Genomic DNA, 22,611 nt, shown 5'->3' with positions numbered 1-22,611 from the left:
CGGATCAGTCCGAGGCGGGCAGGGCCTTGGGCGGTTTGACCGCCAGTGGCTCTCCTCCGTAGGTGAGGTGGCCGGTGCCGGAAACGGTGCAGAGGAGTTCGAGCGTGTCGGCGGGGTCGACGTAGCGCTTGCCGATGAGGGTGTCCGGTGTCTGACCGGCCGGCTGTGCGGCCGGCGCGTCCTGGGCCGGGACCATCGGGCTGCCACCGCATTCGACCGGGCCCGTGACCTCCTGCGGGGCCCGGATCACGATGACGCGGGTGGTGCCGGTGACCGAGGCCAGTTGGTCACCGGGGTGCAGGGCCGGTGTGCGGGGTGACGGCATGGCGCGGTTCTCCTTGGGATGCGGGTGCCGGTGGAGTGAGCCTCTCCCCCAGCCGGTCCAGGTCGTAGGACTGGCGGGCGAGCCAGAAGCGCAGGAAGCCGGTGAGCGAGTAGCGCAGGAACAGGGCTCCGCCCACCACGGCGGCGGCGATGCCGCCGAGGCCGATGGCGAGGGCGTCGCCCTGGGCGAGGGAGTTGTCGGTTGCGTGGGCGAGGGGGAAGGAGAGCGCGCCGAGGACGAGTCCCGCGGCCATGAGCAGTCCGCCGAGCCGCAGCCAGAGCGTGGCGCGGGCGGCGGCGGGATCGGGGATCTTCAGCTCGGCCAGTTCACGGACGAACCGTTCTGCACGCGCTTCGGGAGGTGCGGTCATGTCGGGCTCCCCAGGTAGTAGGAGGAGAGTTCGGCGTGCAGGGAGCTGTCGGGGCGCCCCTGCCACTGGACGCGGCCGCGGGCGAGGACGGCGGCGTGGTCGGCGATCTTCAGCACGGCGGCGGCGAACTGCTCGACGACGAGCACGGCGACGCCCTGCCGGGCGACGCCGGCGACGAGTTCGTAGAGCTCGGCGACGACCAGCGGGGCGAGCCCCATGGAGAGTTCGTCGAGGAGCAGGACGGCGGGGTCGGTGGCGAGGCCGCGGGCGAGGGCGAGCATCTGCTGCTCGCCGCCTGAGAGGGTGCCCGCCGGCTGGGCGCGCCGGGTGCCGAGGATGGGGAAACGGGCGTAGGCGATCTCCTCGATCTCCTCCTGGGCGCGGCCCGTGAAGGTCATCATCCGGAGGTTGTCGCGCACGGACAGGTTGGGGAAGACACCACGGCCCTGGGGCACCAGGCACACGCCGGCGCGGGCGATGGCGCGCGGGTGGATGCCCGTGGCGTCCCGGCCGCCGAGCAGCAACCGGCCGGCGCTGGGCGGGTGCACGCCGGCGGCGACCGACAGCAGGGTGGTCTTGCCGGCGCCGTTGGGACCGAGGAGGGCCACCACGCAGCCCTCCTCGACGGCCAGGTCCACGCCGTGCAGCACGGTGATGCCGCCGTGGGCGGCGCGGATGCCGTCCAGCTCCAGCAGGGGTCCGCTCATGGTCGTGCCTCCCCCAGGTAGGCGGCAAGGACCGTCTCGTCGGTCTGCACTCGGGCGGGCGGGCCGCTGGCGACGACGGAGCCGAGGTCGAGGACGTGCACCTCGTCGCAGACGCTCATCACCAGGCTCATGTCGTGCTCGACGAGCAGGACAGCCGTGCCTTCGTCGGCGAGGGAGCGCAGCAACGCGGCGAACCGCTGTGTCTCCTCCGCGTCCTGGCCGGCGGCGGGTTCGTCAAGGAGCAGGACGCGCGGGCCGAGGACGAGGGCGCGGCCGACCTCGACCAGGCGGGCCAGGCCGGTGGGGAGCGCGTCGGCCGCGTCGTCGGCCACGCCGGTCAGACCGAGCCGTGCCAGTACGGCGTCGGCCGTGCGGGCGGCGTGGCGGCGCCCCGGGCCGAGTTCGGCGGCGACGAGCAGGTTGTCGCGCACGGAGAGACGACCGAAGAGCTCCAGGTGCTGGAAGGTGCGGGACATCCCGCGGCGGGCGCGACGGGCGGGGCCTTCCCGGGTGATGTCGCGGCCGTCGAGACGGATACGGCCGGTGCGGGGTCGGCGCAGCCCGCAGACCACGTCGAACAGCGTGGACTTTCCCGCACCGTTGGGGCCGATGAGGCCTGTTACCCGGCCCGCCTCGGCCGTCAGCGACACGCCGTCGAGGGCGCGGCGTCCCCCGAAGGAGACGGTGATCTTCTCAGCCCGCAACAGTGGTGGCACGGCTCAGCACCTCCCCGTCCTCGGCCCGCCAGGGGCGGCGTATGCCCCACCACTCGGGCGGGATGTCGGTGGGCGGCCGCTGTGCGGCGGCGGCGCGGACGCGCAGTAAAAGGGCCGTGACGAGGGCGATCGCGAGGAGCAGCCATCCGTTCGCCACGTCGAGCGCCGCGAGCAGCCAGCACACGCCGAGGACGCCGAGCAGCCCGCTCAGCAGCGGCCGGTTCCGTCCCAGCGGCGCCCATTCGGCGCGCATCCGGACCAGGACGCCGCTGGGGCTGTGCGCGAGTCCCATGCCGGCGAGCGCGACGAGCAGGGCGGTCACGTCGTGCACCCAGGAGCCGAGGCCGCTCATCAGCTGCGCCGGCAGGACGAAGGCGATGCCGGTGAACAGCCCCGTGCCCACCGCGCCGAGGCCGCCGATGACCGCGATCAGGAAGATCGGCAGTCCGGCGACGAGGTTGAACTGGTCGGCGGTGACGGTCTGGAGCTGCATGCCGTACAGGGCACCGCCCAGTCCGGCGATCCCGGCGGACAGGGCGAAGACGGCGGTCTTGGTGGCGAGGAGCCGTCCGCCGAGGGTGGCGTAGGCGGCCTCGCTGTCGCGCAGCGCGATCAGTCGGCGGCCGAACCGGCCCCGGCGCAGTGTGGCGACGCCGACCGAGGCGAGGGCGAGGCAGGCGGCGGAGAACACCAGCAGCTGGGCCGGTGAGGTGAGGTGCAGGCCGAACAGGTCCGGGCCGGTGACGGTCACCGAACCCTGGTCGAAGAAGGTGACGCGCACACCCAGCACCTCGAAGGCGGGCAAGGTGAAGATCCAGCGGTCGAGGACGACGGCGAACGCGGCGGTGCCGAGCGCGAGGTAGATGCCCGACAGGCGCAGGGCGGGCAGCGCGATCAGCGCGCCGACGGCCGCGGTGACCAGCGTGGCGACGGGCAGCGCCCACAGCTCGCCGTGCGCGCCGAGGTGTCCCCACACGACAGCGCCGATGCCGGCGATGGACAGCTGGCACAGGGAGATCTGCCCGGTGTATCCCGCCAGGGGCACGAAGGACAGGGCGATGACGCCGAGCGGGAAGAGCGTGCCGTAGGCGAGGACGGCGTCCTCCGCCAGGACCGTCACCAGGACGAGCGCGAACAGCACGGTCGAGCCCGCGAGGAGGAGGCTCCCGCGTGCCGACGGCAGCGGCACCCGTACGGGGGTGCGGTCACGGCCGCGCAGTCTGCGGTGTGGGAAGGCGAGCAGGGCCAGGAACAGCAGCAGCGCGGGGGCTGCCAGACGCAGGCCCGGAAGGTAGTCGTTCTGCGGCAGGTAGCCGGCGAGATAGGCCTCCAGCAGGCCGACGACGAGGGCCCCGAGGAAAGTGAGCGGCAGGCTGCGCAGTCGGCCGAAGACGGCCGCGGTGTAGGCGCTGACGATGAGCAGCGACAGCTGCTGGGCGTCGAGCGCGACGGCGGGCGCGATGAGGATGCCGCCGACGGCGGCGAGCTGGATGCCGAGCACCCAGGCGAGCCGGGTGGCACGTAGCGGATCGGCGCCGGTGAGGCCGGCGAGAGCCCGGTCGTCGACGGAGGCGCGCATCTCCGTGCCGGCGCGGGTGCGGTGCAGCAGTGCCCAGAGGGCCGCGGCGATCGCCAGGGCGACGGCCATGGTGATCGCCTGGTGCCAGGTGACCGCGGCCGGGCCGAGGCGCAGTGCGGGCCGGTCGGCGAGGAACGGCGTGAGCGGACGCGCGGTGTTGGGGTCCCACACCCAGCGGGCGAGCGCGATGCACCCGGTGAGCAGCGCGACGGTCATCACGAGGCGTTCGGCCTCGCCGAGCGCCTGCACCGGCCGCATGAGCACACGTTCCACGAACAGGCCGAAGGCGGGGGCCAGGACGAGCAGGACGAAGGCGAGGGCGAGCGGGACCGGCCAGCCCCAGCCGACGGCCAGCTGCCAGTAGGCGAAGGCGGACAGCATTCCGGCCGCGCCGTGGGCGAAGTTGAACACACCGGTGGTGGCGTGCGTGACCACCAGACCGGTGCCGATCACGGCGTAGACGGCGGCGGTACTCAGGCCGACCACCGTGAAGGCCAGGAATTGATCCATGACTTGGAAATTAGCTTCTCCCTATTGGAGAAGCAACCATCCGGAGCAATACTCCTTCAGTGAGAATTACATTCTCGTACGAGAGGACGAGGCCCTTGAGCGTCACCGACGACCTGGTGGAGATCGAACAGCTCCTCGCCCGTTACGCCGTCGCCATGACCCGCGGTGACGTGGACCGGGTGCTCGCCGTGTTCGCGCCGGACGGCAGCTACAGCGCCTTCGGCGACACCTACCCGCTCGACGAGTTCCCGGCACTCGTCTCCGCCGCCCCGAAGGGGCTGTTCCTCGTGGGCACGCCGGTGATCGAGCTGGACGGTGACGCGGCGACCGGCACTCAGCCGCTGTGCTTCGTCGAGCACTCCACGCACGAGTTGCGCATCGGCTACTACAACGACACCTACGTCCTCACCCCGGACGGCTGGCGGCTGCGCACCCGCGCCATGACCTTCATCCGCCGCAGCGGCGCCCACGACTCGGGCCGCCCGCACGCCTTCGAGCGCACCCGCTCGTGAGGGTCGAGGAGTTCCGCCGGGCGCTGGACGCCTGGCTGGACCGTCACGACCTGTCCCCCGGTACGGACCACTCCCTGGACGCCCAGGTCGCGCAGCTGGCCCGCGTCCGGCGGGAGCTGTGGGCGGCGGACTGGATGCGGCACGGATGGCCGGAGGCGGCCGGCGGACTCGGCGGCCCGAGCGTGCTGCGGGCGGTACTGGGCGAGCAGGTCGCCTCGCGGGACCTCGCCGAGCCCGGCCTGTGGTCGATGGTCGAGGTGCTGGTCCCCACACTGATCGACTACGCGCCGCCCGCGCTCGCCGCCGAAATGGTGCCCCGGCTGCTCGGCGGCGAGGAGCAGTGGTGCCAGGGCTTCTCCGAGCCCGGCTCGGGCAGCGACCTGGCGTCCCTGTCCACGCGTGCGGTCCCGCGGGGGGACGACTGGGTGGTGACGGGGCAGAAGGTGTGGACAAGCCTCGCCCAGTACGCGGCCCGCTGCGTCCTGCTCGCCCGGACGGGAGGGCCGGGGCACGGCGGCATCAGCGCCTTCTTCGTCGACATGGACTCCCCCGGCATCACCGTACGGCCGCTGCGCACGATGCACGGCGTGGACGAGTTCGCCGAGGTGTTCTTCGACGACGTGCGGGTCCCCGCGGGGCGGCTGCTGGGCTCCCCCGGCGACGGCTGGCGCCTCGCGATGGACCTGTTGCCGCACGAGCGGTCCACCTGCTTCTGGCACCGCGTGGCCCACCTCTACAGCCGCCTCGACCGGCTCCTGGCCGACGGCTGCGAGCCGGACGCGGATGCGCTGGGTGCGGTCTGGCTGGACCTGCACAGCGTGCGCTGCCGCTCGGCCGCCACACAACGGGCCCTGGCGGACGGCGAGCGGCTGGGCCCGGAGACCTCCGTGGACAAGATACTGCTGGCCGGCGCCGAGCAACGGCTCTTCGACACGGCGCGGGACCTGCTGCCGGGGTCGGTGGAGCTGGCGTCGGACGGGACGTGGCGCACCGAGTACCTCTACTCGAGGGCCGCGACCATCTACGGCGGCACTGCCGAGATCCAGCGCAACATCGTCGCCCGCCGTCTGCTGGACCTCGGGAAGGAGTGAGACGCGGTGGACGCCGCTGAACGCGCACTGCTGGAAGATGCCCTGCGCAAGTCCCTGACGACTTGCAGGCCGGAAGCCGAACCGGGCACCGCCCTGGCCGAGTTGGGCTGGGCGGAGATGCTCGCAGAGGAACCGGACACCGCGATCCCGCTGGTGTTCCGGCTGCTCGGGGAGACCGGCACGCAGGCGCCGGTCCTCAACGACGTCGTCCTGCTGGCGGCGGGCCGCCCTCTCGGGGGTACGCCGCCGCTGCCGTACGCGGGCGGGGCCTGGGTGCGGTGGGCCCGGGGGGACCGTGCGCCGACCGGTCCGCTGGATCCCGGACTTCCGCTGCGCCACGCCGAACCCGGTGACCTTCCCGCACCTGCCGTGGCGGCGGGCCGCCGGGCTCTGGGCTGGTGGCTGCTGGGCGCCGGACGGGCCATGCTGACGCTCGCCCGCGAACATGTGCTGGACCGCGAGCAGTTCGGCCGCCCCCTCGCTTCCTTCCAGGCGCTGCGGCACCGGCTGGCGGAGACGTACGTGGCGCTGGAGGCGGCGGAGGCGGTGCTGGTCGCGGCCGCGGCTCCGGAGACGGACCGCTCCGCCAGGGAGAACACCGAAGCGCCGGACAGCGCCGATGCCCTGGATAACACCGGCGCGCTGCTCGCCAAAGCCGCCGCCGGCCGGGCCGCGCTCACCGCTGCCCGCCACTGCCAGCAGGCGCTCGGCGGTATCGGCTTCACCGCCGAGCACGCCCTGCACCGACACGTCAAGCGTGCCCTGGTGCTCGACGGGCTGCTCGGCTCCACCCGTGAACTGACCCGCGAGGCCGGTCGGCTGCTGCTGCGTGAGACGCGCGCCCCTCGCCTCGTCGACCTGTGAGGGGCGCCCTGTGTCCGACCTGTGGAACGACCTGCTCGGCTGTCTCGACCTCGCTCCCTGCGGGCCGGACACCTGGGAGGGCCGCTCGCAACAACTGGAGTACCGGCGGCTGTTCGGCGGACAGTTGCTCGCCCAGTTCGCAGGGGCGGCACAGCTCGCCGCGCCGGGCAAGGGGCTGAAGTCGCTCCACACGCAGTTCCTGCGGGAAGGGCGCACGGGTGAATCGGTGCGTTACGAGACCGAGGTGTCGCAGCAGGGGCGGACCTTCGCGACCGTACGGCTGACCGCCCGCCAGGAGCGGGGAGTCGTCGCGGTGGCGAACGCGAGCCTGCACGTGTGGGAGGAGGGGCCCGACCGGCAGGTGGCAACCCCCGTGCCGACGCTGCCCGGGCCTGAACGCGCCGTCGCGCTGGGCTTGCTGCCCTGGGAGTCGAGGGCGGCGGCCGATCTCGACACCGCGAAGTCGGAGCCGCCCGAGTACGAGCTGTGGACCCACATCCCGGACGCTCCCCGGGCCCTCGCCCCCGGCCTCCTCGCCTACGCCACCGACCTCACGCCCATCGGCACCGCGCTACGTCCAGTGGAGGGCGTGACGCAGGCGGACGCGGGCCGTGCGTTCACCTCGGCCGTCACCGCACACACCGTGTGGTTCCACCGGCCGTTCACCACCGGGGACTGGCTGCTGCTGCGCCAGCACAGCCCGCTCGCCGCGCACGGGCGGTGCTTCGGCCGCGGGGACGCCCTGACGGCGGACGGCACGCTGCTCGCGTCGTACGCGCAGGAGGCGTTGGTGCGGTTCACCGCGTGAAGAGTGGCGAACGCCGTGCGGCTCCCCGTCGGGGCCGAGGTGGGTCATCGACTCCGGGTGAGGAGATCGTCGATGGTCTGGGCAGGCCGGAGGAGTTCGAATCGGACATCTCCGCGAGGACCGGTGCGGACTCCGTAGACGGCGGGTTCGGGCAGTGTTGAAGTGGTAGGGGGCGGAGAAGCAGTAGATGTCGGTGTCGAGGATGGCCACGACGTCGCCCACCGCGAGAGCGGGCAGGGGACGGGCTCGGGCGATCAGGTCGCCGGCGAAGCAGAGAGGGCCGGCGATGTCCTGCGCCACCAGTGGTCCGGCCTTGCGGACTCCGGTGGGGTGGTGGGCCGTGACCCGCAGAGGTCACGAGTCGGGCTGGAACACGGTGCGTGCGGCGACCTGGGCGCCAGCATGGCTGATGGCGATCGGGCGTCCCCCTGAGGTCTTCGTAGAACTCCTGGTAGGACCGCGCCTGCGCGGCGGGTCTCAGCGTACGGAAGGAGTCATCGAACGCCCCCGCCGTCGCAACGGACTCGGCCGCACGCGGATCCAGCAGCATCCGGAACTCGAACAGGGCCCGCACCCCAGCCAGTGAGATCGCGGCCACCCGAGCCACCTCTCCCGGCACGAAATCGACCAGCCCCTCACGGGCCAGCCGCCGGATCGCCTCCCGCACCGGCGTCCGCGAGGCACCCAGCTCCTCGCTCGGCTGGACCTCGCTCAGGTTGGCTCCCGGCCACAGCCGCAGCGACTCAATGTCAGTGTTCAGCCGCTCCTAGACCGCCTCACTCTTACCGGTTGCCCGAGCCACGGAACTCCTCGCTGATCCTGCCGCACACATTTCTGTATACAAACTAGGGGTCATCCGCCCAGGGGTTCATCACCAGGAGAAGCGGCCCGAGGCCTGCCGCGTGCCACGCCAGCCCGGTGTGCGACGGCAGCCCGTGCGGCGGCCGAAGGAGTGCTGGTCAGGGGCTGTTGGTGTTGTAGTTGCCGGTGCCCGCGCGGTCGTTCTGGATGACCGGGGTATGTCCGCGCCTGGCCAGGTACGGGCGGTGGGCGGCGTCATGAAGATGGACGCGATCTTCGACACCGCCCGGACAGCCGCCACCGTGCACGCCAACGCACGTGGCCATCGTCTCGTGAACGGAGAACGCAGGAGCGCGCGGAGTTGCGGGCCTTGCGAGCGGCGACGGACTACTGCACGGGGTTCCAGCCGTCGCTTCCGGCGAGATACTTCTGCGCGGTGTAGTTCGCCGCGGTCGCGCTGCTCATCAGCGGACGGTCGCCGGTGCCGGCACCGGCTCCGGCACCGGCACCGGTGTTGTTGTACTCACTGAACCGGCAGGTCTTCCAGGAGAAACCGCCCATGTCCTGCCAGGCACCGGCTTGACGGATGTGCGCCCCCAGCGTCGACTCACGCACCAGCACCTGACCGATCGCGTCGGCCGCGCCACCGGCATGCCAGCAGCGCCCCAGGGCGACGGTTCGCGGCGCGGCCGAACTCACCAGCGTCGACCTCGTGATCAGGATGCCGTACCGGTTGCTGGAGCTGGTGGCCGCGGCGGTGATGTAGCCGTTGTTGGCGCTGCCGCGGTCCAGAGAGCGGATGGTCGTGGAGTCGACGACCAGGGCACCATTTCCGTAGATGAAGTCGACGGCGCCTTCGATGTAACTCTTGTAGACGTACTGACGGACCTGCGAACTCCCCGTACCGCCCCAGGAGAGGAACGTGTCCTGGTAACCCAGCAGCCGTACGTTGCGATAGACCTGCCGGTCGCCGCCGGCATACAGAGCCAGTGCCTGACTGTCGTGCCGGTCGTAGGTGTTGGCGATGGTCACGCCGTTGACCGTGGTGTTCTTGGCCATGTTCAGTACAGTCGCGCTGCCCGAGGTGCCGGCGGTGGACGCGGGAGCGTTTCCCGTGATCACGACGTCGGTCGCGGTCCCGGTCATGCCCCGCAGGGTGAGGCCGGACTTGCCCGACGGAATGGATACCTGGCCACGGTAGGTGCCCGGCTTGATGTTGATGATCGCGCCGGAGGGAGCTGCCGCGATCGCGGCCTGGATGGTGGTGTAGCTTCCGGAGCCGTCGCTCGCCACCGTTATCGTGGTGGCGGCGTTCGCCGGGGTGGTCAGCCCAAGGGCGGCCAGCGGTAAGAGGGCCAGGGCGCAGGCCACGAGGGGCCGTGGTTTGCCGAGCGAGTGCATGTGTGACCTTTCGTCGATCTTCGGGGAAGTGGTCAGCGCGGTGAGCGGTTGGTGATCCTCGCTATGGTCAAGTCGTGGGCCACACGATCGAACTGGTGGGGATGGTGTCGGTCAGCCGCCGGAAATCGGCTGACGGCAGGACGCCCTGGTTGTGCAGGGCAGTGGCCACGAGTCGAGCGACCTCGATCGCGCCGAAGGCCTGGAAGTGTGTGTTGTCCTGGCTCCCGTCGGGATAGTTGGGGTACTGCCCAGCCTTGAGGATCATGAAGTACTTCTTCGTTCCCTCCACCCCTACGCGGTTCCACAGCGCGGTGCTGGACGCGGTCAGGTCGACCAGTGATACGCCTTTGGCCGCGGCGAGTTCGCGCATCGCCGCCGGATAGGCGCCATGCGACGTCGAGATGCGCCCCGCGCCGTCGAAGTGGCGCCGTTCCACGGACGTCACCAGGACGGGGATGGCACCCTTGGCCCGGCTCTTGTCGATGTACCGGGAGAGGTACTGCTTGTACGTCGTCGACGGCTCGGTGTAACGGCTTGGGTCGTCGATCTTCTCGTCGTTGTGCCCGAACGAGATGAGGAGATAGTCACCGCGCTTGATCACAGCCAGAATGCGGTCGAGCAGGCCCAGATCGATGAAACTCTTGGAACTGGCGCCCGACTTGGCCATGTTCACCACCGAGGCGTCAGCGGTGAGGAACACCGGCAGCGCCTGGCCCCAGCCGGCCCGGGGAGCCAGCGAGGAAACGTAAGTGGAGGCCGTGGAGTCTCCCGCGACGTAGACGTGAACGGGGGGCGCCGCCGAGGCGCGCGCCGCAGCACCGCCCGGCAGAGCGATCGCCAGGGTGGCTGCGGCACCGGTCGCTGCGGCGCGTAGGACGAACCGTCGGCTCGCCGGCTGTTGCCCCAACGGGCGTCTGGAGAAGGGCATGTTCCACCTTTCGGAAGAAGGACTGTCGGAGGTGTCTGCGGGAGGGATGACACGAGCAGCAGGTCTGCGCTCATGAACCGGGACATGGGGCTGCCGCTGCCGGGCGACTTGACCGGCAGCCTGGCCCCGCACGGCGCGGCGTCTGGTGCCGCCACCTGTGAGATCCGGTTGGCCTGGTCACAGGCACCTCGCCGGCGGCCTGCCCAACCGCACGCCAGGTTCAGCGGCGGGCCAGGGAAACCAACCGGGAGTAATCCCGGCAGGACGCCCCGGTCAGACCCAACAACCTGTGCGACACTGTCCAGCTCGAAATCCGCGCGCACGCCGACTGCTGGGCCGCGGCCCTCAACCCGCCGCTGCTCTCACGGACGGGCGCCGCCGAGCGTCGGTCAGCGCAGGTACGCGGCCAGGGGCAGACGCTGCTCCCGGATGCTCTGGAGCACCAGCCCGCCGATCCGCGTCGCACCGTACTGCGAAAAGTGGGTGTTGTCCGTGACGCCGTCGACGGAGGAGCGGAGGTAGAGCTGTGCGGAGGCGGACGGGCCGAGGGGCTCGACCAGCGTCTGACTCTTGGAGGTCAGGTCGATCACCGGCACGTTCTGTGCCGCGCCGACTGCGCGCATCTCGGCGGGCAGGTTCACACCGACCCCGTTGATGTGCAGCGCCGTGGGCGTGAGCCGGTTGCCGTTGAACAGCCGGCGGACCGGCGGGGTGACCAGGACCGGGACGCCGCCCTTCGCCCGGACCCGCGTGATCATGGAGGTGAGGTTGCTCCGGAAAGCGGACGCTGTGGTCTGCTTGTCGTTGTGGCCGAACTGGATGAAGACCGCGTCGTTCGCCCTGACCTTCGCCAGCAGGGCCGGAAAGAGCGCCGAGTTGGACAGGAAGCTGCCCGAACTCTCCCCTGAGTCGGCGTAGTTGGCGACGGCGGCGCCGGGACCCACCGCAGGCGTGATCATCTGGCCCCAGCCGGTGTACGGGGCGGCCGGCTGGTCGCACACGGTCGAGTCGCCGGCCAGGTAGGCGACCAGCGGCTGGGTCGCCGGCCTCACCGAGACGGCCGACACCTGCGGGTTGGATCCTGCGAACCGGATGTCCAGACCCGGGTTTCCGGTGCCGCCCTGACCGGTCGGCTGTCCTTCCGGCTGCCGCACATTGACCGTGAACGAGTACGTGGCGACGGCACCGGCTGCCGTCTTGGTCGCCGGAAGCATCAGGCGCCGGGCCTCCACCCACATCTCGGTCTGCCCGGCGGAGTCGGCGCCCCCGACGGAGACCGTCACGTCGTAGTTGCCGGGTGAGACCGCGTAGTGACACTTGATCGGCGAGGTGCCTGAACAGCCGGCCGGCACAGCCCGCGTGGCCGCATCGGCATGCGCCGCACCGGTGCCGACCAGCGTCGCAAGGGTCAAAAGACCCGCTGCTCCCAGCCTGGCCCCGTACCCTTCCGGGCCGAATGTCATATACATTACAATCACCAGTTCCCATCCTTGACCGGGGTGATGCCCGAGTTGAGGTTCACGGTCGACGCTCAGGCCTGGGTGAAGCCGTTCATGATGACGGTGGGCCGTTGCGTGGAGGAGTCCCAGGCGCCGTTGCCGTAGCCGGTGAACGGGGACATGCACTCCGGCTCCCAATAGAAGATGCCCTGTCCACCGTTGGCCTTCAGGGCCTTGATGTACGCGACCAGCGCGGCCTGAGTGGAGGAGGCTCTGTCCACCCGTCCGCCGAACTCGGTCTGCATGAAGGGCTTGCCGTAGGCGGCGGAGATCTTCTTCATGTTCGCCACGATCCCGGGGGCGAGGCTGGCGCTGCCGTAGGAGGAGAACACCGACATGTCCCACTTGCCGCCGCCCGCGGCGTAGCGGCTGAAGAACGTCGTCATCGAGTCGTACTTCTGCGGCTGGGCCAGGTGGATGCACACCGTCGAGCTCGGCGACACCGCCTTGACCTGGGTGTAGGCGGCGTTGAACAGCCCGGTCATCTGCGCCGGGTTGGAGACGCTGCCGACGGGGCGGCAGATCCCGCTGTTGGTCTCGTTGCCGATCTGCACCCAGGTGGGCAGCACGTCGTTGTTCTTCATGACCGTCATGCTCTGGTTCACGTACGTACTCATCGCGGTGAGCATCCGGCTGTAGCTCATGCCCCTCCACGCGGCGGGCGGGTTCTGCACACCCACGGAATTCCAGGTGTCGCCGAACATGTAGTCGAGCATGATCGACATTCCTGCGGCCTTGACCCGCTTGGCGAAGGCGGCGACCTCGTTGATGCCACAGTGCCCGTCGGTCGGGCTGCTGGAGGGATTGACAAATGTGCGCAATCGCACGGCGGTGATTCCGTACCCCTTGAGAATCGTCAGCAGGTCCTGCTTCTGACCGCTCGCGTTCTTCCAGGAGAAGCCGCGCGCCTCCATCTGCGGCGCCCAGCTGACGTCGACGCCCTTCACGAAAGGCGCTGCGGCGGCGTTGGCCGGTGTCTCGAGTTCGGCGAGCGCGGCGGCGGTGGCAATCGCACCGGCCGTCGCGGAGGTGGCCTTGAGCAGAGTACGGCGGCTCATCGAACCAGAGCCGGATGACTGGCTCGGAGACATGGTCGCTCCTCTCCACCCGACGACCGCACGTGAGTCGTGGCGGCCGACGGGCGGTTGGTAGTGGGTTGGGTTGGGGGTGCGTGTTTCGAGGGCTTGGTGCAGGTGAGCGGGGCGGTGGGTCGCCGTGGGACGTGTTTCGCGCCGATAGGGCGGAGCTGCTCCTCTGAGGGGCCGTCCACACGACGGCCGCAGCGGGTCTCACTGCGAACCGGCCCTGCCCCGCGCACCTGGTCGGCCGCCCATGCGGTGCAGCACGCTCGGCCGCAGGGCGGGGTTCAGGGGTGTAGACGGTTGGCCTTGGTGCCGTTGTTTGAGTGGACCCCGGATCCGGTCAGCGGGCGAGTGTCGTTGGACGTGCCGTACTTGTCGATGTGGGTGCCGCCGAGGAGTTCGCGCACCGTGTCGCCGTGCCGCCGGCTGACGAAGTTCGTGCTGGACGGCTCCCGGCCCGGGGAGGCGCCGGCGGTCGAGCGCGGGGTGGTGTCGGAGGCGGACCATGAGTCGGCGCCCGGGCTGCCGGCGTAGACCACCGGATGCAGCCGGAAGCCCGAGACCTGATGCTGACCCAATCATGACAACCCAACGATCAGGGCGGTGAGCGGTTTACCCCTCAGCCGAGGACGGACTCCCACTTGGTCTTGGGCCCGGCCGCGTCGACAGGGAGGCGGTCCCGTGCGGCGGTGTCGCTGTACATGGTCCAGCGCGCCCAGTCGACGACGGTGTTCGGGAAGCGCTTGTCGCTCCAGAAGCTGGTGTGGGTGCCGCCGACGAAGGTGAGGAACGCCTTGGGCCAGGTGATCTCCTTGTACGCCTGCCGGGCCGAGCTGTACGAGGTGGTCGAGTCCCGGTCACCGTGGACGAACAGGACCTTGGCGGAGACCGAACGGGACGGGTTGCCCATGTCCACGCAGGACTGCGGGTTGGCGGAAACGATCCGGCTGTCGGGCCAGGAGGTCAGCAGGCCATGGGTGATCATGCCGCCCAGGGAGTGGCCGGAGACGCCGACGCCGATGCCGGTGTTGAGGTGCCCGGCCAGCGGTCCGCTCGCGTTGAGTGCGAGGGTGTTGGTGAGGATCTGCGAGACGTCCTTGGAGGAGTTGCCGTTGTTGACGTCGTTGAAGTTGTGGTTGAAGTACGGGGCGGGGACGACGAAGCCCGCCGCGGCCAGGGCCCGGATGATGAACAGGGAGTTCTGCGGGCTGCTTCCGTAGCCGTGGGTGAAGTTGTAGACGGGGAAGACACCGTTCGCGACCGGGGCGTTCGTCACCGGGCTGCCGCCGGGAGTGCCGGTGGCGGGGTAGTAGACGAACGTGGTGCACCGGCGACTGCCGCGGGTCCAGTCATACTGGCGAACGCCGACAGCGAACGGCGTGGTGGGCGCGCCCTGCGGCCTGACGAGGGCGCCTGCCTGCCCGGTGCCGAGCAGGGACGCGCCCACGCCTGCAGCTCCGGCCGCGCTCAGGGCCAGGAAAGTACGCCGTTGCATGCTCATGGATGACTCCTGTGTGAGTGGGGGGATTGCTCGGAAGGGGAACGTGAGTTTGGTTCTTGGGTGAGCACCCGTCGCGCTTGAGGCAGTCCGTCACAACGTCGTTCTCCAACGCGCTCGCCGGTCCAGGCGCGACCGCAACGGTCGAGCCGACCGGCCGTGACACACACATGGAGATGCCTCGCCCGCCACATGTCTGTGAACGCTCCCACGCCGGTCGAACAACAGAACCGGACCTTGTGCGGTTGGCCGGCGGTCGGCTCACCCCTGCGATGTCAGCCGCTCGTCCTCGGTCAACACCAGCGGATTCAGCCTGCTGTCGCCCATTTCCTCCAGCAGACCGCAGCCGACAGCTGCCGTGACCGACCGGGCCGGACCGAGACGGACCACGCCTCACCTGGCGAGACGCGAACTCAGGACCAGATCACTGGCCGGTTTGCACCAGCTCGAAGTCGTCGACGTTCACCCAGTTGCCCGGATTCGCATCGGAGGCCACGCCGACCTGGATCGACCCGTTGGTCACGGTGATGCCGGAGATGCCGACCTTCGTCCAGGTGCCTATCGGCTGGTTTACAGGACGGTCCATTTCGCCCGCGCCGAAGTTCTTGGCGAAGATGTTCGCCGCCTTCTGCCCGCCGCTGCTCTTGACCCAGGCCGACAGCGTGTACGTCCCGTTCGGGACCGTGATGGTCTGGTACATGGCGGCCTTGTAGGCGGAGGCGTAGGACTGCGCAATCGCCCAGCGTCCGGTGTGTCCGCCGAGGTGGTTGCTGTTCGGATCGCTGCTGACGTTCGACGAGTTCGTCCATCCGGCGAGCTTCGTCTGGGAGACCCGGTCGGCCTCGACGCTGGGGTTCAGAACGTGGTTGTTGCCGCTGCCGACGGACCATGTGCCCGCGGCGGCGTCGACGTTCCACTGGTTCAGTGAATGGAAGACCGGCGTCGTCCCGTCGAAGGTGACCGGAACCCACTGGTTGTAGCCGATGCCGTTGCCGGCGAAGTCGCTCCAGCGGTCGCCTCCGAACATGACGAACGATCCCGATGAGCCGCTCACCTCGAACGCCAGGCCGGTCTGCGTCACATGTGAGAAGTCGGCGTCCGTGCCCTGCAGAACGAACTCCGAAGAATATCCGCTGCTTATCTTCGACGACTTGATGCAGTAGGTGTGGGACGCGTTCCAGCCGTGCAGATCCGAGGAGCAGAAGTAGTACGTCCCGGCGTGCTTGAACATGATGTTGCCTTCACGCCCGCCCGCTGAACTGCTGTAGATCCGCGTGGCGTTGTCGACGTGCAGGTAGTCGGAGGAGCGCAGCGGGGCGACGTACAGGTTCGAGCGGCCGCTCTTGTTGCTGAAGATGAGGTAGGCCCGTCCGTCGTCATCGGTGAAGACCGACTGGTCGCCGGACATGCCGGTGCTGACGTTGCCGATGCTCGACTGCGTGCCCGCGCGGCTGAAGTGGCCCGCCGGAGTGCTGCTCGTGCCGAACACGAGCCCGCTGTTGAGCTGGGAGACCAGCACGTACTTGCCGGTGTTGGGGTTGTGTGCGACACCCACCCGGCCGACCCAGGATGATCCACCGATGTCCGAGGAGGTCATCGCGTTTCCCTCGAACTTCCAGTGCACCAGGTCGGTGGAGGAGTAACAGGTGATGGCGTTGAACGACGTGTTGCTGTTCTTCCCGCCGGCGGGGTTGTTGTAGTAGCTGACGGCTCCGTTGTACTTCACGCCGTACCAGTAGTACGTGTTGCCGACTTTCAGCACGCCTCCGCCTTGGGAGTAGATCGGGTTCCCGGAGGTGTCCTTCCAGAAGACGTCGTTCTGCAGCACCGGGGCGGCAGCGGCCGCTGCATTCTGGGGCAGAGGGGCCGCGGCTCTCGCGTCGGCGAAGTCGCCGAAGAAGGCCAGGGCGATCACGAAGGGGAACAGCAGTGCAGCGATCGTCCATCGGGGAAGTTTTCCCAGCATTTCACATCCTCCGCTTCGGTTGCTCTCCAGGCTGTTCGGTCGAGGTTCCGAGATGGTGGGCGGTACCGGTCTGGTTCTCGAAGGCCCCGATGTTCGGCAGGCGGTTGTAGACCGTGGCCCCCGTGTAGTCGACACCGCCGTTGTCGGTCACGCTGACGCCGGTGTCGATGGCCGGCGAGCCCGCCTCGGCACCGGTCTCTCCGGCCACCCGTCACCTACTGCCGACGGACGTGCCGAGGATGATGCGGTGATCCGGTCGTCACAGGTGATCCGTGGTCGCAGACGTCGAGTTGAGTGCGGACCGGTGTGCAGTCGACTGTCGTGTCGCGGTGCTGGACTCATGTCGTGCCAGCTTCATGTGCCGGCGCGTCAGCGTCATGTCCTGGCTCGTCAACGCCATGTCCCGGCGCGTCAGCGTCGTCGCGATCCGCACGCCGACGGGGTCGAGAGCGAACAGGTTCTCCACCTGCCGCGTCGCGCAGCGCGCGCCCAACGCGACACCGTGCGTGAACGCCCGCGTGAATCAGGCACGATGACCTCCGATGTGGGGGCGAGTGGACGCGGCACCCGAGGTGAGAGGTGATCGTTCACTCTGGAGGCGTGGGAGCGTTCCCACGTCGGTGAGAGTAGGAAAGCTCCGACGCGTCGTCAAGAATTTTGTCCGACTCTGCTGTTCGGTCATGTTCGAATGCGACAACTCGCGACACCCGGCAGAACAACGCCCCACCATCATCCCGTGCTCCTGCGGAGTGCATCTGACCTGCGCCTCCCTCTCCTGATCGCAGCCGGTCAGACCGCTTGCCACCGCGCTGCGTCAGCAGCTCTCAAACAATGCGCGACCCGCCAATCCGCCAGATCCCGTTGACAGGTACGCGTCCTGCCGGGAGGCTGCGTGACACATCCCACGCTCATCGACGCCTGGGGCTCTGCCCCACCGTCAGTCCGATCTGTGAACGAACACAGACCTGGGTGGGCTGAATCTGCGCCGCTGACCGTCCAGCCTTCACAGACCGGCACCCGTGCCCGCGCCCGGAGAACCCATGAAGAGCCTTCGGATCCTTCTCACGACCACGATGGTGGTCGCCTTGTCGGCATTCGGCATCCGCGGTGCCTCAGCGGCCGGCAGCGCCGCGGGACACTGTTCCGGTACCGCCTTGCCGCGGCACCGGCGGGGCGGGCGCCTGCCCGGCCGATCACCGTGTGGCTGGCCGGTGACTCCACCATGGCCAATCCCAGTAGCCGTTGCCCCGTCGGCTGGGGCAGCCAGTTCGACGCCCTGTTCAACAGCGAAGTCGTCGGCAAGAACCGGGCCGTCGGCGGTCGCAGCATCCAGACCTGGTTGTACGAGTCGAACGTGAGCAACACCAAGGGCCCCGACGGCGAGTGCCGGCTCAGGTCCGACGCGTACTCGTCGCGCTGGCAGTCGATGCTGAACGCCACCACCGGGATGAAGCCCGGCGACTACCTCTTCATCCAGTTCGGCATCAACGACACCGCCTCGGCCTGCCCGCAGCACGTCGGCAGGCCCCGCTTCCAAGTGCTGATGACCATGATCGCGCAGGCCGCCCTGGCCCGGGGCGCGCACCTCATCCTGCTCACCTCGGTGGCCGCCATCACCTGCTCCGGCGGTACGGCCACCAAGAACCGGGCCTTCGTCCCCCAGACGTTCGCGGCCGGAACAGCCACCGAAGCACCCGTCGTCGACCTCGAGACACTGAGCGTCTCGCTCTACAACAGCCTGCGCTCTGCCCGAACAACGGTGACTACGGATCAGGCCCGTTGGGCGCGTTCTTCTGCAACGACCACACCCACTTCGAAACCTACGGCGCGCAGCGTATGGCCCGCCTTGTCGCCGACGACACACGCCGCAAGGACCTCCCGCTCGCCACATACCTCAGGTAGCCACGCCCTGACGGCAGCGGCCCCCACTGAGCCGGACCGGACTCCGGACGTTCCGGCTCCCGCTGACCAACTGCCCGCCGACCGCGCAACTCTCGCGCGATCGGCGGGCTGGAAGGACCCGATGTGCCTTCTCCATCCCCCTCTGCAGGTTCCGGGCGGATCACCCGCCGAACCCTGCTCGCACTTCGCACCCCACCCGCCGATTCCCTGGTCTGGAGAGCCCGAGTCTGCGCGCTCGCTTTCCTGCTGATGGCACCGCTGGCCCTCGCCTGCACGACAGACGCCGCCTCGGCCGGCGCCACCTCCGTGGCTGTGACCAGCACCGGCACCGCGACCAGGTACCGCACGGTCACGGACTTCGACCCCGGCTGGCGCTTCCACTATGGCGACGCGAGCGGCGCGAGTGCCGCCTCCTACGACGACAGTGGCTGGCGCGGGCTGAGTGTGCCGCACGACTGGAGCATCGAGGGCCGGACCCCGCCGTCAGACCCGTACTCCCAGTCGGCGTCGAGCACGGGCCGCGGCGGCTATCTGCCCTCGGGCATCGGCTGGTACCGCAAGCACTTCTCACTGGCCGAGGTGCCCGCCGACCGCAAGGTGTACATCGAGTTCGACGGCGTGATGGCCAATGCCAGCGTGTACGTCAACGGCAAACTGATCGGCACCCATCCCAACGGCTACACCAGCTTCCGCTACGACATCACAGGCGCGGTGAAGGCCGGCGGTACCGACAACCTGATCGCCGTCAAGACCGACACCAGCCTGCAGCCGGCCTCCCGGTACTACACCGGGGCCGGCATCTACCGCGACGTGCGCCTCATCGCGACCGACCCGGTGCACATCGACCAATGGGCCACCTACGTCACCACGCCGAACGTCAGCAGTTCCGCCGCCACCGTCCACGCGCAGACCACCGTGGTGAACAACGGCACCACCGCTGCGAGCGTCAGCGTCCGAGGGGTGCTGAGCGATCCTGACGGCACCGCGCTCCCCGCCGTCACCACGGCCGCCAGGACCGTCCCCGCGGGCGCCTCCGCCACCTTCGGCTACGACATCCCCGTCACCAACCCCAGGCTGTGGGACCTGAAAACACCGAACATGTACGAGCTGGCGACCTACGTCAACGTCGGCGGCATCCCGGTCGACGACGACCTCACTCCGGTCGGCATCCGCAGCCTCGCCTTCAGCCCCACCGGCGGGATGAGTCTGAACGGCCACAGCGTCAAGCTGCAGGGGGTCGCCCTGCACCAGGACTACCACGCCCTCGGGACCGCCGCCCCGCAGCGCGCAATGCAGCGGCGGCTCGCCCAGCTCAAGGCCCTGGGGGTCAACGCCGTCCGCACCGCGCACGAACCCCCCAGCCCGGCCTTCCTGGAACTCACCGACCGGATGGGCTTCCTGGTCCTGGACGAGTTCTTCGACACCTGGACACAGCACAAGTACAGCGACGCCGGCGACTACGCCGCCTACTTCAACCGCACGGCGTCCTCGCCCACCGGCACACCGGCCGTCCCGGGCGCGAGCGGATCGGCGCCCTGGTACCAGGTCGACACCACCGGCATCGTCATGCGCGACCGCGGTCACCCCAGCGTGGTGATGTGGAGCGCCGGCAACGAGATCCGCGACCCGCTCTCCACCCGGCAGCCGCTGCTGAGCAGGATGGTGTCGATCTCGCACGCCCTGGATCCGTCCCGCCCTGTCACCCAGGCGCTCTTCCGGCCCAAGGACAGCGGCGACGTCACCGGCGCCACCCGCACCACGCTGGACGTCTTCGGCGGCAACTACCGGCCCGACGAGGTGGTGGCCGCGATGGGCATGTCGCCCAAGCGACCAGGTCTGCTCACCGAGATGGGCACCGACACCTCGTCCTGGACGACGGTGAAGAACAACCCGGGCCTGATCGGCGAGTTCCTCTGGACCGGCGCCGACTACCTCGGGGAGGCCGACGGTCTGTGGCCCACCGTGGGAAGCAGCTCCGGCCTCATGGACGCGGTCGGCACGGTACGGCCCATCGGGTATGCGTGGCAGAGCGCTTGGGGCGCTCCCCACACCTCACCGCCACCTACGGGGACGACGGCCGGCCGGGTGGTGCTCAAGCCCGACCACAGCACCGTATCGACGGACACCGACGACATCTCCTATGTACAGGCCGCCGTCACCGACTCCTCCGGCCGGGTCGTGACCGGTTCGTCCGCTCCGGTCACCTTCAGCATCAGCGGGCCGGGCGTGATCCTGGCGGTCGACAGCGGCAGCCAGACGCAGGAGAGCTACCGCGGCACCGTACGCAAGGCCTACCACGGGCTCGCGTACGCCCTCGTCCGGGCGACCGGGCCGGGCACCATCACCGTCACCGCCCGAGCGGACGGCCTCACCCTGGGCACGACCACGCTGACCGGCACAACGGCACCCTTCGTGCCGTGCTCGGGAACCTGCGACTGACCCACAACGGCGCGGCGCCGGACCCGAGTTCACCCACCTGCGCTCCGAGCGAACTGGAGAAAGCAATGAAACGTTCCAAGCACGGGAGGCTCGCTCTCCCGGTCGCCGCGGTCCTGGCGGCCGTCGCCACGACGGTCGTCGGGTCGGCGGCATCCGGCAACGCGGCAGCCGGGAAGGTTTTCTACGTCTCCCCCACCGGCAGCGACAGCGCCGCCGGAAGCGAAGCGGCTCCCTGGAAGACGTTCGCCCACGCCCAGTCCGTCGCGCAGGCCGGTGACACGGTCTACTTCCGCGGCGGCACGTACGCCTACTCCCGCGCGAACGCGGGCTGCAAGAGCCAGACCGACAAAGTCGACGCCATCACCCTGAACAAGAGCGGCAGTTCGGGCAGCCTCATCAACTACGTGGCCTATCCGGGAGAAAAGCCGGTCTTCGACTTCTCGCAGATGAAGGACGACTGCCGGATCAAGGGCATCGACATCACCGGCAACTGGATCCGACTCAAGGGGCTGACGGTCACCGGCGTCCCGCAGAACAACAACCTCAACCACGAGTCCTGGGGAATCTGGATCTCCGGAAGCAACAACACCTTCGAACAGCTGGACCTGCACCACAACATGGGCCCCGGTCTGTTCATCCAGGACGGCGGCGGCAACCTCGTCCTCAACTCCGACTCCCACCACAACTACGACCCGCACACCTCCAACGGGGCCGGCGAGAGCGCCGACGGTTTCGGCGCCCACATCTCGGCCAACCATCCCGGCAACGTCTTCCGGGGCGACCGCGCGTGGTGGAACTCCGACGACGGCTTCGACCTCATCAACGCGTTCTCGTCCGTCACCATCGAGAACTCCTGGGCATGGCTCAACGGCTACCTGCCCGGGACCACCACCCCGTCTGGCAACGGCAACGGCTTCAAAGCCGGCGGCTACGGCGGCAAGTACGTCTCCAACGGGGTCAAGCACACCGTCCGCTCCTCCGTGGCGTTCAACAACCGGTCTTCCGGCTTCTACGCCAACCACCACACCGTCGCGGACGACTTCTTCAACAACACGAGTTACGGAAACCACCCCGACTTCAACATGCTCGGTATCTCCCCGACCGGTGCCGCCATCGGCCTGGGCAACCTGCGCAACAACATCGCCTACACCGGCACCCTGTTGTCGAACATGACCGGAACCAGCGCCTCGTACAACTCCTGGAATCTGAACGTCAACCTGTCCAACTCCCAGTTCCAGAGCGTGTCGACATCAGGCTGGGACGCGTCCCGCCAAGCCGACGGGAGCCTGCCGGTACTGCCGTATCTGCGCCTCGCGTCGAACAGCACCCTGATCGACAAGGGCGTCAACGTCGGCCTGCCCTACAACGGCTCGGCCCCGGACCTCGGCGCCTTCGAACGCTGACCCGCGCCGCCCGCGCGACAGCCCCTGGACGCCCTGGCCGCTGCCGCGCCCGGGGGTCGCGGGGCGAAGGACCGCGTTCGACGGGCTGGTGCCGACCGCTCGGTGAGGTGGCTCCGCCGGCCTGCTCCGAGCACGGCTTCCCGAAGCCGGTCCTGAGCCATCGTCAGGCATGCAACCGCTCCCCAACGGCGACGATCCTCGGCAGCGGCC

Annotated in this window: 20 protein-coding genes and 3 pseudogenes; 7 read left to right on the top strand and 16 right to left on the bottom strand. The window is 69.4% G+C overall.

Annotation, left to right across the window (positions count from 1 at the left end):
• Positions 1 to 4 precede the first annotated feature (4 nt).
• From C6376_RS36560 to C6376_RS36540, 5 genes are read right to left on the bottom strand one after another with little or no spacing between them, the layout of a single operon-like run.
• The gene (locus C6376_RS36560; protein WP_107447333.1) at positions 5 to 325 is read right to left on the bottom strand and encodes a hypothetical protein; all 321 of its coding nucleotides are present in this window, start codon (positions 323 to 325) and stop codon (positions 5 to 7) included.
• A complete protein-coding gene (locus C6376_RS36555; protein WP_216825651.1) occupies positions 288 to 695 on the bottom strand; it encodes a hypothetical protein in 408 nt (135 codons plus the stop codon). The genes C6376_RS36560 and C6376_RS36555 overlap by 38 nt, the downstream gene beginning before the upstream one ends.
• Positions 692 to 1,402 carry an ABC transporter ATP-binding protein gene (locus tag C6376_RS36550; RefSeq protein WP_107447332.1) on the bottom strand — a complete coding sequence of 237 codons (711 nt, stop codon included), beginning with the start codon at positions 1,400 to 1,402 and terminating at the stop codon, positions 692 to 694. Before C6376_RS36550 ends, C6376_RS36555 begins: the two co-directional genes overlap by 4 nt.
• Positions 1,399 to 2,118, bottom strand: a complete 720-nt coding sequence (locus C6376_RS36545) for an ABC transporter ATP-binding protein (protein WP_254076212.1) — start codon at positions 2,116 to 2,118, stop codon at positions 1,399 to 1,401. Before C6376_RS36545 ends, C6376_RS36550 begins: the two co-directional genes overlap by 4 nt.
• Entirely contained in the window at positions 2,096 to 4,207 is a 2,112-nt protein-coding gene (locus tag C6376_RS36540; protein ID WP_107447331.1) for an ABC transporter permease, read from the bottom strand. Before C6376_RS36540 ends, C6376_RS36545 begins: the two co-directional genes overlap by 23 nt.
• Positions 4,208 to 4,302: 95 nt before the next feature.
• On the opposite strand from C6376_RS36540, the gene C6376_RS36535 reads away from it, so the two are divergent.
• From C6376_RS36535 to C6376_RS36520, 4 genes are read left to right on the top strand one after another with little or no spacing between them, the layout of a single operon-like run.
• Positions 4,303 to 4,719 carry a nuclear transport factor 2 family protein gene (locus tag C6376_RS36535; protein ID WP_107447330.1) on the top strand — a complete coding sequence of 139 codons (417 nt, stop codon included), beginning with the start codon at positions 4,303 to 4,305 and terminating at the stop codon, positions 4,717 to 4,719.
• Positions 4,716 to 5,810, top strand: coding sequence for an acyl-CoA dehydrogenase family protein (locus C6376_RS36530; RefSeq protein ID WP_107447329.1), 1,095 nt, complete (start codon positions 4,716 to 4,718; stop codon positions 5,808 to 5,810). The genes C6376_RS36535 and C6376_RS36530 overlap by 4 nt, the downstream gene beginning before the upstream one ends.
• 6 nt (positions 5,811 to 5,816) lie before the next feature.
• Positions 5,817 to 6,674: an acyl-CoA dehydrogenase family protein gene (locus tag C6376_RS36525; protein ID WP_107447328.1), complete on the top strand. Its 858-nt coding sequence runs from the start codon at positions 5,817 to 5,819 to the stop codon at positions 6,672 to 6,674.
• Positions 6,675 to 6,684: 10 nt separating this feature from the next.
• The gene (locus C6376_RS36520) at positions 6,685 to 7,482 is read left to right on the top strand and encodes an acyl-CoA thioesterase II (protein ID WP_107447327.1); all 798 of its coding nucleotides are present in this window, start codon (positions 6,685 to 6,687) and stop codon (positions 7,480 to 7,482) included.
• Positions 7,483 to 7,737: 255 nt separating this feature from the next.
• Here the strand turns inward: C6376_RS36520 and C6376_RS45835 are convergent.
• The 11 genes and pseudogenes from C6376_RS45835 to C6376_RS36465 form a co-directional block, all read right to left on the bottom strand.
• Positions 7,738 to 7,782, bottom strand: a pseudogene (locus C6376_RS45835) (hypothetical protein); the annotation flags it as partial.
• 316 nt (positions 7,783 to 8,098) lie between these two features.
• A pseudogene (locus C6376_RS46270) lies at positions 8,099 to 8,242 on the bottom strand (GntR family transcriptional regulator); the annotation flags it as partial.
• A 428-nt stretch (positions 8,243 to 8,670) separates the two neighbouring features.
• Positions 8,671 to 9,684 carry a pectinesterase family protein gene (locus C6376_RS36505; RefSeq protein ID WP_107447326.1) on the bottom strand — a complete coding sequence of 338 codons (1,014 nt, stop codon included), beginning with the start codon at positions 9,682 to 9,684 and terminating at the stop codon, positions 8,671 to 8,673.
• A 67-nt stretch (positions 9,685 to 9,751) separates the two neighbouring features.
• Positions 9,752 to 10,612, bottom strand: a complete 861-nt coding sequence (locus tag C6376_RS36500; protein WP_107447325.1) for a rhamnogalacturonan acetylesterase — start codon at positions 10,610 to 10,612, stop codon at positions 9,752 to 9,754.
• A gap of 389 nt (positions 10,613 to 11,001) precedes the next feature.
• Positions 11,002 to 12,024 carry a rhamnogalacturonan acetylesterase gene (locus tag C6376_RS36495; RefSeq protein ID WP_254076211.1) on the bottom strand — a complete coding sequence of 341 codons (1,023 nt, stop codon included), beginning with the start codon at positions 12,022 to 12,024 and terminating at the stop codon, positions 11,002 to 11,004.
• A 119-nt stretch (positions 12,025 to 12,143) separates the two neighbouring features.
• Complete coding sequence (locus tag C6376_RS36490) at positions 12,144 to 13,169, bottom strand: glycosyl hydrolase 53 family protein (protein WP_254076210.1); 1,026 nt, start codon at positions 13,167 to 13,169, stop codon at positions 12,144 to 12,146.
• A 326-nt stretch (positions 13,170 to 13,495) separates the two neighbouring features.
• Positions 13,496 to 13,729: pseudogene (locus C6376_RS36485) on the bottom strand (rhamnogalacturonan lyase); the annotation flags it as partial.
• 83 nt (positions 13,730 to 13,812) lie between these two features.
• The gene (locus C6376_RS36480; RefSeq protein WP_107447322.1) at positions 13,813 to 14,694 is read right to left on the bottom strand and encodes an alpha/beta hydrolase; all 882 of its coding nucleotides are present in this window, start codon (positions 14,692 to 14,694) and stop codon (positions 13,813 to 13,815) included.
• Between the two features lie 421 nt (positions 14,695 to 15,115).
• Positions 15,116 to 16,657: a family 43 glycosylhydrolase gene (locus C6376_RS36475; protein WP_107447321.1), complete on the bottom strand. Its 1,542-nt coding sequence runs from the start codon at positions 16,655 to 16,657 to the stop codon at positions 15,116 to 15,118.
• A 1-nt stretch (position 16,658) separates the two neighbouring features.
• Positions 16,659 to 16,865 carry a hypothetical protein gene (locus tag C6376_RS36470; protein ID WP_107447320.1) on the bottom strand — a complete coding sequence of 69 codons (207 nt, stop codon included), beginning with the start codon at positions 16,863 to 16,865 and terminating at the stop codon, positions 16,659 to 16,661.
• Positions 16,866 to 16,916: 51 nt separating this feature from the next.
• Complete coding sequence (locus C6376_RS36465; RefSeq protein ID WP_107447319.1) at positions 16,917 to 17,150, bottom strand: hypothetical protein; 234 nt, start codon at positions 17,148 to 17,150, stop codon at positions 16,917 to 16,919.
• Positions 17,151 to 17,855: 705 nt separating this feature from the next.
• On the opposite strand from C6376_RS36465, the gene C6376_RS36460 reads away from it, so the two are divergent.
• The 3 genes from C6376_RS36460 (at position 17,856) to C6376_RS36450 (ending at position 22,401) form a co-directional block, all read left to right on the top strand.
• Positions 17,856 to 18,809: a hypothetical protein gene (locus C6376_RS36460; RefSeq protein WP_254076209.1), complete on the top strand. Its 954-nt coding sequence runs from the start codon at positions 17,856 to 17,858 to the stop codon at positions 18,807 to 18,809.
• Positions 18,809 to 20,998, top strand: a complete 2,190-nt coding sequence (locus C6376_RS36455) for a glycoside hydrolase family 2 TIM barrel-domain containing protein (protein WP_107447318.1) — start codon at positions 18,809 to 18,811, stop codon at positions 20,996 to 20,998. The genes C6376_RS36460 and C6376_RS36455 overlap by 1 nt, the downstream gene beginning before the upstream one ends.
• A 65-nt stretch (positions 20,999 to 21,063) precedes the next feature.
• Complete coding sequence (locus tag C6376_RS36450) at positions 21,064 to 22,401, top strand: right-handed parallel beta-helix repeat-containing protein (protein WP_107447317.1); 1,338 nt, start codon at positions 21,064 to 21,066, stop codon at positions 22,399 to 22,401.
• Positions 22,402 to 22,611: the final 210 nt, after the last annotated feature.

This window comes from Streptomyces sp. P3 (assembly GCF_003032475.1).
Lineage (GTDB): Bacteria > Actinomycetota > Actinomycetes > Streptomycetales > Streptomycetaceae > Streptomyces.
Note: the sequence above shows the minus strand (reverse complement) of the source record. Positions and strands in the feature narration are given on the sequence as shown.